The sequence below is a fragment of the Aquimarina sp. I32.4 genome, from assembly GCF_002924285.1.
In the GTDB taxonomy this organism is placed as follows: Bacteria; Bacteroidota; Bacteroidia; order Flavobacteriales; family Flavobacteriaceae; genus Aquimarina.
On record NZ_PGUB01000131.1, the window covers coordinates 1 to 10,103 of the forward strand.

General features: G+C 29.1%; 8 protein-coding genes and 1 pseudogene. 6 read left to right on the plus strand and 3 right to left on the minus strand.

The features are described from left to right. Positions 1–298 precede the first annotated feature (298 nt). The 3 genes from CVD18_RS19690 to CVD18_RS19700 all read right to left on the minus strand — a co-directional run bounded on the left by CVD18_RS19690 (position 299) and on the right by CVD18_RS19700 (position 4,718). Positions 299–2,956, minus strand: a complete 2,658-nt coding sequence (locus CVD18_RS19690) for a TonB-dependent receptor (RefSeq protein WP_103867212.1) — start codon at positions 2,954–2,956, stop codon at positions 299–301. 129 nt (positions 2,957–3,085) lie between these two features. Then, complete coding sequence (locus tag CVD18_RS19695) at positions 3,086–4,012, minus strand: FecR family protein (protein ID WP_103867213.1); 927 nt, start codon at positions 4,010–4,012, stop codon at positions 3,086–3,088. Positions 4,013–4,196: 184 nt separating this feature from the next. Next, complete coding sequence (locus CVD18_RS19700) at positions 4,197–4,718, minus strand: sigma-70 family RNA polymerase sigma factor (RefSeq protein ID WP_103867214.1); 522 nt, start codon at positions 4,716–4,718, stop codon at positions 4,197–4,199. A gap of 1,158 nt (positions 4,719–5,876) precedes the next feature. Here CVD18_RS19700 and CVD18_RS19705 point away from each other — a divergent pair. The 6 genes and pseudogenes from CVD18_RS19705 to CVD18_RS19730 all read left to right on the plus strand — a co-directional run. Continuing rightward, positions 5,877–6,866, plus strand: a complete 990-nt coding sequence (locus CVD18_RS19705; RefSeq protein WP_146052867.1) for a hypothetical protein — start codon at positions 5,877–5,879, stop codon at positions 6,864–6,866. Then, entirely contained in the window at positions 6,853–7,395 is a 543-nt protein-coding gene (locus tag CVD18_RS19710; protein ID WP_103867216.1) for an SdpA family antimicrobial peptide system protein, read from the plus strand. The genes CVD18_RS19705 and CVD18_RS19710 overlap by 14 nt, the downstream gene beginning before the upstream one ends. Continuing rightward, entirely contained in the window at positions 7,367–8,245 is an 879-nt protein-coding gene (locus tag CVD18_RS19715) for a hypothetical protein (protein WP_103867217.1), read from the plus strand. Before CVD18_RS19710 ends, CVD18_RS19715 begins: the two co-directional genes overlap by 29 nt. A gap of 80 nt (positions 8,246–8,325) precedes the next feature. Further along, the gene (locus CVD18_RS22795; RefSeq protein WP_255409476.1) at positions 8,326–8,583 is read left to right on the plus strand and encodes an SdpI family protein; all 258 of its coding nucleotides are present in this window, start codon (positions 8,326–8,328) and stop codon (positions 8,581–8,583) included. Beyond that, a complete protein-coding gene (locus CVD18_RS19725; protein ID WP_103867219.1) occupies positions 8,580–9,515 on the plus strand; it encodes an alpha/beta hydrolase in 936 nt (311 codons plus the stop codon). Before CVD18_RS22795 ends, CVD18_RS19725 begins: the two co-directional genes overlap by 4 nt. A gap of 90 nt (positions 9,516–9,605) precedes the next feature. Beyond that, a pseudogene (locus tag CVD18_RS19730) lies at positions 9,606–10,103 on the plus strand (hypothetical protein); the annotation flags it as partial.

The window sequence follows — 10,103 nt, forward strand, 5'->3', positions numbered from 1 at the left end:
AAGATTGGCGGGTAAGAGTAAGCAGTACGAGTAAATAAAAGCAAAGAACCAGTTACAGCAATGTAGCTGGTTTTTGTTTTAAAGTACAAATCTATCCTTTTCCAGAGTTTAGCGATATTTTTATCATTTTTTCACTAGTAACTTATTTAGGTCTGATTTTGAAATAATTAATCGAACATCTTCGATCAATAAGTTCGAACTTTGTCCCTCCGACTCCACAAAGACATTTTTTTCAAATGCCAGACAATTTTGTCTGGCATTTTTATTTATTTTTAAAATGATCAAGAATATCTAAAATCTACAATTTTATATTCAAAGAAATCTTACCATTTATACCATCTCCTTTAATATAATCTGCTGCTCTTCCTGAATGCTGAGAATAAATAGGATAATAATCACTATTAAATAAGTTTTCTATCCCTACCAATAAACTAGTATTTTTTGTTAGCTTATATGATGTAAATATATTGGTAACAAAAGTACTTTCAACAGGAGCCTGTCCAAAAGAGTATCTTCCGTTTTCATTTTCTGAAAATCTATCCCTCTTCCCACTGATTATACTGGCTATATTTAATTCCCACTTTGATGTTACTTTATAATTAATACTACTTCTAAAAATAGTTGGACTAATTCTTAACCCACTTATATAGCTATCTTCTGCATCATTGAAATCCTTATTGTTATTATTGTCTACTTTACCTTCAATAGTAGCTAATGAAAGATCTACATCAAGTTTTTGGTTAACACTAAAACCTAATTCAAACTCAAAACCATATATTTTCTCTGGTAGTCTGGCTAATTCAAAGAAACCGTTAGATTTTTCAGTATAAGTTGTACCTAATTTTGAATGACTAATAAAATAATTCCCTTTATACCTTATGTTATCGGTAATATTCCCTTCTAAACCTAACTCAAAATTATTGGTGATCACAGCCTTGGCATCTTCAATATTATTGGTTATTATGTTAGAATCTTCTGTGGTACGCAAAATTCTTCCAAGTTCACCCACGGAAAAACTTTGCGAAAAATTTGCATAAGGTTGAATGCTATTCAAAACATTATAACGTAATCCAAAATTAAAGGTAATTGCTCTGTAATCTTGTTCCCCTCCATTAATATCAATACCGCCACCAGTTGTTTCTCCATTGTTACGAAAAAGAGTAGTATAATCATCTACGGCGATATTTATAATTTCGTACCTAGAACCAGCTCTGAATATAAAATCATTATATTTTGCTTTGGTTTGAAAATATACGGCATAGTTTTTCATATCCATTTCAGGAGCAAATACCCTTCCATCTTTCATAGGTTGTGCCGTTTTGTTCCTTAATAAATCCAGTCCGTAAACGAGATTTCCGTTAAAATTATTTGAAAAACTATAGTCGGTCTTTAAATTAAATCTCAGACCACTTTGTTTGGTGGTAACACCAGGTTGTCCTGCTGATAAACCCTGTGAAACATTAGCAAAGTAAGCAAAGGAGTCATATATAGTTTTAAAGTTTTGTAAATAATATGATGCCGTTAAATCTGTGTTTTTGTATATGTTTTTTTTACTCAACGTAAATTTGAGGTTATGGTTATATTTTACTCCACGAGTTAAACTTTCTGCACCTTGTAACCCAAAGGTTCCTGTGGAAGGGGATTCTCTGTAGACTCCAACAACTGGACTTAACTCCGTTCTTTGGTTGTTACTAAAAAAATTGTACATTACTCCTACATCATACCCATTACCTATTTCATATCCAATTTTGGCAAAAGCATTGTACCATTGGGTTTCTCCTAATCCATCTCTTGGCGACAATATTTCACCATTAGCATCACGCTTAATCCCAAATTGTTTATACGTTCCTCCTAGTACATAGTTCCACTTTCCTGCTCGTCCATTGAAAAATTGTGAAAAGGAACTCCCCGAGGTATGGCTAGGTTCAGTTAAAGAAATAGAGCTACCAATAGTAGTATTAGATTCAAACGTATTGGCTGTAGTATTCTTCTTGGTAATATAATTAATTATTCCTCCTTCAGCGCCATTTCCATAGATAGAAGTTGATCCTTTTACAACTTCTATCCTTTCAATAGCTGAAGGGTCCAATAGATTTATGTTTCCTGTTACAAAAAGAGGAGATGACTGAGGTACTCCATCAATTAGTATTAACATATTTCTTCCTCTCAGGTATTGCCCTCTGGTCTGTTGCCTATTTGTTTGAATATTGGTTCCTGGAATTTTTGCTACCAAATCCGATACTACATTTGAATACTGACTGATCTGTTTAATGTCTTTTGAAGCCAGTACAGAAATTGATGAGGAAACTTCAGACAACTTTTCAGAAGTTCTACCTGCTGATACAATAATTTCTTCTAGGTTTTCTAGCGTTTTGGATAATGTAAAATTAACTTGCGTTACATTATCAGAAACAATAGTTATTGGTTTTTCTTCACTTTTGAACCCTATAGATGAAACAACTATTTTATAATTTCCTTCGGGGGCATAAAAGTTAAAGTCTCCGTTTTCGTCTGTCGACGCTCCGTAATTTGTACTTTTTAATACTACCGAAACAAAAGCTACTGGATTGCCATCTGGAGTTATTATCTTTCCTGAAACCTGTTTTTTTTCTACATCGGTTCTTATCAAGATGACATTTCCTCTAACCGCATAATAAATTTGGTGCTCAACCAAAATATCATTCAGTATCTCCCGTAAAGTTGTATTAGTGTAGTTTTTTGAGATACTATGTTCTTTTTTTAATTGAATAGATTCATAAGAAAAGTTACAATCAACTGCATTTTTGATTTTATCAAGAGCCGAGGCTATATCGTCATTTTTAAAGGTAATAGTAATTTTTTCATCAAGTATGGTAGCATTTTGAGCAAAGACAGATTGCAGGTTACTAAGTATAAGTAAAAAAAGGGTGAATTTTAGTGTCCCTTTTATAAATGGGATTACTGTATTATTTTTCATATTTTTGTAAATAGTGTTGTTTTAATTTTGCTATTAAAGCATCGAATACCAGCATAAAGTTTGCCGACGGATTGCTGGTTTTTTTTAAGTATAGTTTTTTCTCTATTCTTTCATTTCTATAATATATATTTAAAAAATTAATAATTTATTTTCTTCTTTTTTGTAATTGAAGTTAAACACAAAACTCAAATCATTCATCAAAACTTCTAAAGGAGGATTATCATAAACGCCATTGTACTTTCTGTTATGGATTCCTTCTTTTTTGACGGTAATGGTAATATTGTAAAAACGTTCTATTTCGCGAATTACTAATGAAAAGGGTTTATCTCTAAAAACTAGTTTTTTCTTAATCCATGCATTATATTGCTCGGGTTTTACTTTCTTTTTTAGTATACCTATCTTATTTAAGGTTACTTGCTCATTCGGTAATAAGATTACTTTATTATTATAGGCAGACAATACCCCAGAAAACTGCACTTTACCTTCATTTAGTGTTATCGTATTGTCTTCACCTGTATAGGCATAAAGATTAAATTTGGTTCCCAACACTTGGGTTTTAGTGGTTTTAGTTTGTACTACAAAAGGATGAAGGCTATCTCTGATTACTTCAAAAAAGGCTTCTCCATCTAATAATACCACACGTTCTTTTTTATTGAAGTTTTTTGTTATTGTAAGTGTAGATGCTGCATTTAAAGTAACTTTAGTTCCATCTTCAAGTATAATTGTTTTTAACTCGGCAGCTGCTGTAGCATAAGTAACAGGTTTGTTGAAAAATCCCCAAAAACAGGAAGTTCCTAAAAGTATTACAATAGAAGCTACAATAGTCCACTTTTTAATATTAAGTATCTTTTTCTGTTTTTCAGGAATGTTATTTTTTGTTTTTGCTATCTTCTTCCAAAGTACTTTTTCTATCTCTGGATGTAAACAAACATCTATTTCGCTGTTTAGTGTATCAAACCCTCCTTTTGGGTCTAACCAGGATTCTATTTCCAACTCCTCTGTTTTAGAGCATTTTCCTTCTGCATATTTTTGTAGTAATTCTGGTGTTATTTCCATTTACTGATTTGTTATTCATATATAAAAACGAAAATACTCTGGGGGGAGACCTAGTTATACCTAATATTTTTTTTCTGGTATTATTTAAAAACAACAACAATGTAATTTTAACACTAAAAACGAAACAGTTACACTTTACATTTTTAATAAAAAAATACATCTAGTTACTGAATAGAAATGCAAATTATTGATGGACTAAACTCTGTCTAATGTGTTTTTGTAAAAAAGAAAGGGCTTTGGTAAGGTGGTTTTTTACTGTTTTTTGAGAAATATTTAATTTTTGGGCAATTTCGTTTGTCGTTAGTTGCTTTTCACGACTTAATCGATATACCTTTTGACACTGAAATGGTAATTGACTCACTATTAATTCTAAATCACTTTCTAGAAAATGATGCAAAGCTAAATTATGGGTAACGGCATTAGTATTAAAACAACTTTCCTTACATACATCCTTTGAAGGATGTACTTTTACTTGATTTTTTGAGTTTTTCCTGTAATAATCAATGATTTTTGACCTCGTCGATTTTAACAAATAATTTTCTACTCCTGAAGTAACTACAAATTTATCTCGACGTTTCCATATAGAAACATACACATCATGAACTATTTCTTGGGACGCTTCGGCATTATTTGTTTTTGATAAACAAATAGCATACAACTTTTTCCAATACATTTTATATAGCTTCTCAAAAGCTAATTCATTCATTAAATGATATGTCTTGGTATTGGTAGAAATAATCCTTACTTTTTCTAATCAACCTTAATGATATATAGTACCATGGTTAAAAACTAAGGGCAAATATATATTTATTTAGATTTGTTCCAAATAATATACAGCATAAATAATCGTTCCTGAAGCATCTATATTATATATTCTTAGTTTATACGAGAAATCAAAATAATGCATACCATAACTTGTTTAAAAGACTTTTGCTTAAAAAAGCAGTAGAATACATTTCATTTTTAAGTTCTATATTAAGATAATTAACCGAATATCTTCCACCAAAAAGTTCGAACTTTGTCCCTCCGACTCCACAAATACTCCCGAATCATTAATGATTCGGGAGTATTATTTACAGTCGACAATATCGTCGCTAATTTTACCTTTATAATTAAGTTGAAAAAAGTTTAATCTAAAAATCGTTATTACAACTATTGTATCATCATTTGGCTCTTTTCTTTCTAAATAAGTAACCAAGGTATATACAAATTGTTTAGGTATCTTGCTTACAATTGATATATCTCTAAAATCTATTTTACTTATAACCTGAGTTCGACGTAAGGAATTTATAAAAAAGCCTTCAAATAGAGTGATTTTTCATAGTGAAACGAAGAAAAATTGTATCGAAATTAGGCTTTTGATCCAAAATTCACTTGTCTTCGATACAATTTTCTATCGAAAATCACTCTGACTGACGTAAATTCTCTTACGTCGAACTTACGTTTATAACTTCATGAACCCTATTAGTAGTTAAGATAACTCTATCTCCTATTTTAATTTTAAAATCAAAAGTGGAGAATGTCAACAACGTAGTGATAATTTAAAAAAACGAACGTCATTTAACTTTATATTATTAATATATAAATATTTACATGAGTCATTGTTCTGACTATTGTTATGTGTTTTTATAGTTTCTATAAATTAGATACATGTTATTTTTCTTAAAATAAATTACTGGGGAGTAACAAAATAATAGTAAGAGTTCCAAAACGTCTAAAATATATGTTAAAAATAAAAGGCATATAAGAAAAATACTAAATTCCAAAAGGAACAAAACAAAATATTCCGTATCATTATACAAACCAACAACTTACACTTTTTTTTTAAATTTAGATAACTCTTTCTTTTAAACTCTTATAAACCATGAAACCCTTAAGTTCAATCCTTACTTTGTTACTAATAATTTTATTGAATACTTCTTGTTCTGATGATTCTTATTTAAATATTGAAAAAAAATCTTCCGCTCCTACTTTGACTGGTGAGGAGATTTTTAAAGGAATCTTTTTTCTTGAAGGAGATATATCCAAAAATATAGACCATCTAAAACCTTTAAAAGAAATATATGATAAACAATTAAAAACTGTTAAAGATTACGATGATCATATAAGTAAAATTTCAGATGTCGAAAAGAACATTATTAATTACATGAAGATTATAGAACCTAACTTTTTTATTCAATTTAGAGAAGCTATTACATCTAATGATCCTTCTATTGCTGAAACTGCAATAAGAAGAGCTAGTAGCCTTTTTATTAAAGCTTTATATTCAGATATCGAGTTAAAACCATATTTGATAAACTCGGAGTTTTTATTGAAAAACCTTGATGAATCCAAAGTAACTAACAAAAATAACGGGATTGACCCTTTAAAATTAGAGAGTGAACTAAATTCGATAATATCTCAATATACTAATAGTAAAAATACGCTTTCTAATTTCGGAATAAAGTCTAATAATAACCAAATAACTATGTGTGCTACAGTTGTAATTGTAGCAGTAGCTGCTGCTGTGGCCGCTATTACTGTTGTGGCTGCTTCTGCATATGCCGTTGCTTTAAATGTAGCTGCTGCTCTAAACGCAGTTGTTGCTGTAAATTTGAAGGTTACAATAAACCATGATAATGGTGATGGCGGAGGTAATGGCGGCGGCGGCGGATCATGTTATAGTTGCCATGCAAATGCTTCAAGAATAGGTATGTCATCAGATAAAAAGAATAGAATTAAAACTATTGAAGAAATAGCTTTTAAACCTATCCCTTTCAATTGCGGAGGTAAGATAAAAAACAACATTGAAACTGAAATTTTTCTTAGAGATGTAACAACTTATCTAAATAAAATTTCTTATGAAGTTAAATAGAAAAAAAAGTATTGTTTTATTAGGATTAATACCTTCTTTTTTGACTTTAATTATAGTTTTTAAAACTAGTTTTAATTCTCCTTTAGTAAGTAGTAGTTTTAATAAAATTAATACTGTAAACGTTTTACCACAAGGTTGGGCTTTTTTTACAAAATCACCAAGAGATGTAAGAGTTGAATTGATTGATGGCAAAACGAATAAAAATATTTCATTAAAGAATTTTTCTTTAACAAATTTCTTTGGACTTAAAAGAACTTCAACAAGAATCACTACTGAATTAGGAATGCTAATAAAAGAAACACCAGATTCCCTATGGGTTAAAACAAATGGAATATCAAATGATTTTGAGAAAGGAAATTACATAATTAGAAAATCTCATTTTAAGAAGCCATATCTAAGTGAAAAAATAATATTGATTAATAAGGAAAGAGTTCCTTGGGCGTGGTCAAATTTCAATGAAAGAAAAATAATTCCTATTACTTATTTAAAAATAAAACAAATTGCTAAATCGAATAGTAAACACCATTGAAAAATCAGAAGTACAATATCCGTCATATGCATTGCTTCGAAGTATCCTTGCATTAAGTACCTTATTGACAATAATAATAAATTCTACAGATATTTTATTCCCTGTTTTTATAGAGAATAACAATCTAGTTTATTCGAAAATCATTATTTCTAATATTAATTTTTCGAATCTAATTTTTGAAAATATTTTTTGGTTCAAAATTATTGCTATAGTAGTATTATTATTAGTGATTTCAGGAATATACCCAAGAATAACTGGAGTATTACATTTTTTAATATCATATTTATTCTTTAATACATCAATTGCTATTGATGGAGGAGATCAAATTTGCTCAAACATTACTTTTTTATTAATTCCAATGACCCTAATAGATAACAATATAAATCATTGGGGATATAGCAGAAAAATGAATTCTACATTTGGTAAAACGATATTTTGTTCTTTTTCGTTTCTTATTTGTATACAAATATGCGTTGTTTATCTGCATAGTGCAATTGCTAAATTTAATGTTGAAGAATGGGTAAATGGCACAGCAATTTGGTATTGGTTTAGACATGAGATATTTGGAGCAAACTATTTTATACTTACAATAGTAAATTTTTGTTTACAAAACTCATATGTCCTTTATTTTTTTAATTACTCAGTTATCGTTTTAGAAATATTAATTGCTATGATGCTCTTTGTAGATAAAAGAAAATTTTTGCCCAAAATAATATTTACCTTATCTGTTAGCTTCCATCTTTTGATAATTTTAATTCATGGCATATTTAGCTTTGCATTAATAATGATAGGATGTCTAGCTTTTTATTTTAACAAAAAAATAGATTTACAATGGAAAAGCAGTTTGTAGTTTTTTTATTTGTAATAGGTTCTTTTTATCTATTACTACTTATCATTTCATTAATTTATATATACAATATTCCTCAAAAAATGAATGATACTTATGGTTATAGAACAAACCTGTCAATGAAAAATCAAGAAAATTGGTTATTTGCAAACAAACTCGCCTCACGTTATTTTTTAATATTAACTCATTTAATTTTATTATTCTCTATTATCATTTATTTAATAAATTTAAAAGGGTATATAACATTTTATACGAGCTTGTTTTTAGCCATTTTAGGAGTTCCTTTAATTGGTTTTATTATAATAATTTATAACATAGAAAAGAAATTAAAAAAAAAATGAGGTTTAGTTATTTAATATTTATCATTTTACTTTTAAATTCTAATATATCTTTAGGACAAGATATTTATAGAAAAGTTGAAGAAGGAAAACTTTATGGAAGAATAGATCTTTCTGAAAAACATCAAAAAAATAAAACTCTAATAGTTTTTATTCCAGGATCAGGACCTATTGATTCAAATGGAAATAGTATGTATTTAAAAACAAATAATTTTAAATTATTATCTAATAAACTATTAGATATAGGGTACTCAACATTTAGGTTTGATAAACGAGGAATCGCAAATAGTAGACTTAAAGAGTTTGATGAAAAAAAAATCACCATAGATATTTTGGTAAAAGATATTATTGATTGGATATATTATATAAGAAAAAATTACCAATTTAAAAAAGTCTATCTTTTGGGGCACAGTGAAGGTAGTCTTATAGCTGGATTAGTTTCAAAAAAAATAAAAGTTTCTGGAGTTATTTCTATTGCAGGTTCAGGGAGAAGATCTAATTATATTTTAAAAGATCAATTTTCACAATTACATGATACAATATCATCCAAAGCAATAGCAATTATCGATTCTCTTTCAGCTAATAAAGAAGTAAAAAATATTCCGTTTTTTTTACACTCTGTATTTAGACCGAGTGTTCAACCATACTTATTATCATGGTTTAAGTATAACCCTGCCGAAATTTATGATTCTATAAAAGCAAGTTCCATAATAATTCATGGAGATTCAGATTTACAGATTAGCTCTAAGGAAAGTATCGTTTTGTCAAAAAATAAAATAAAAAGGGTTATAATTCCTAAAATGAATCACCTCATGAAAGAAGTTGATAATGATTATGAGAATAGAGATTCTTATGTTAATTTCAATTATAGTATTCCGTCTAAGTTAGTTTTTGAAATTTCAAACTTTATTAAAAATTCAATAGTTATGAACTGATTTAAACTTTTTCTAGTTCTTTTTTTTAAATTTTTAGCTATATTCTATAATACGACTTAACTAGTTATCTTTGTTTTAAAACAAGTGCAAATGGTACCAGAATCTTTCACAGAATTTTTCAAAAGCCTAGATGAATTGGGTCGTGAGACCGTAATTAGGGAGCTATTATCTATGGTCGATCCTTCAGAGCCTGACTTGTATACTGTTCATTCCGAGGTGCAACAAATCCAGTCACTACATTGCCCTAATTGTCAAGACATCGATATCCGTGCAAATGGCAAGGCTAATGGTGTGCAACGTTATTTTTGTAAATCGTGCAAGAAGTATTTTAGGGAAACTACAGGTAAAGTTACTTTTGGTTTAAAAAAGGGGAACTTGCTTAGTGTTTATTTGTACCATATGCTATTAGGCAATTCGATAAAGAAATGTGCTGAACAGACAGGTATCTGTCTCCAAACTTCATTTGACTGGCGGCATAAGATATTAAGTGCCTTTGAAGGGGCTGTTCCTGATGGTTTTGAAGGTATTGTAGAGAGTGATGATATTTTCTTTCTTGAATCTGGCAAAGGAAACAGGGAATTACCCAGT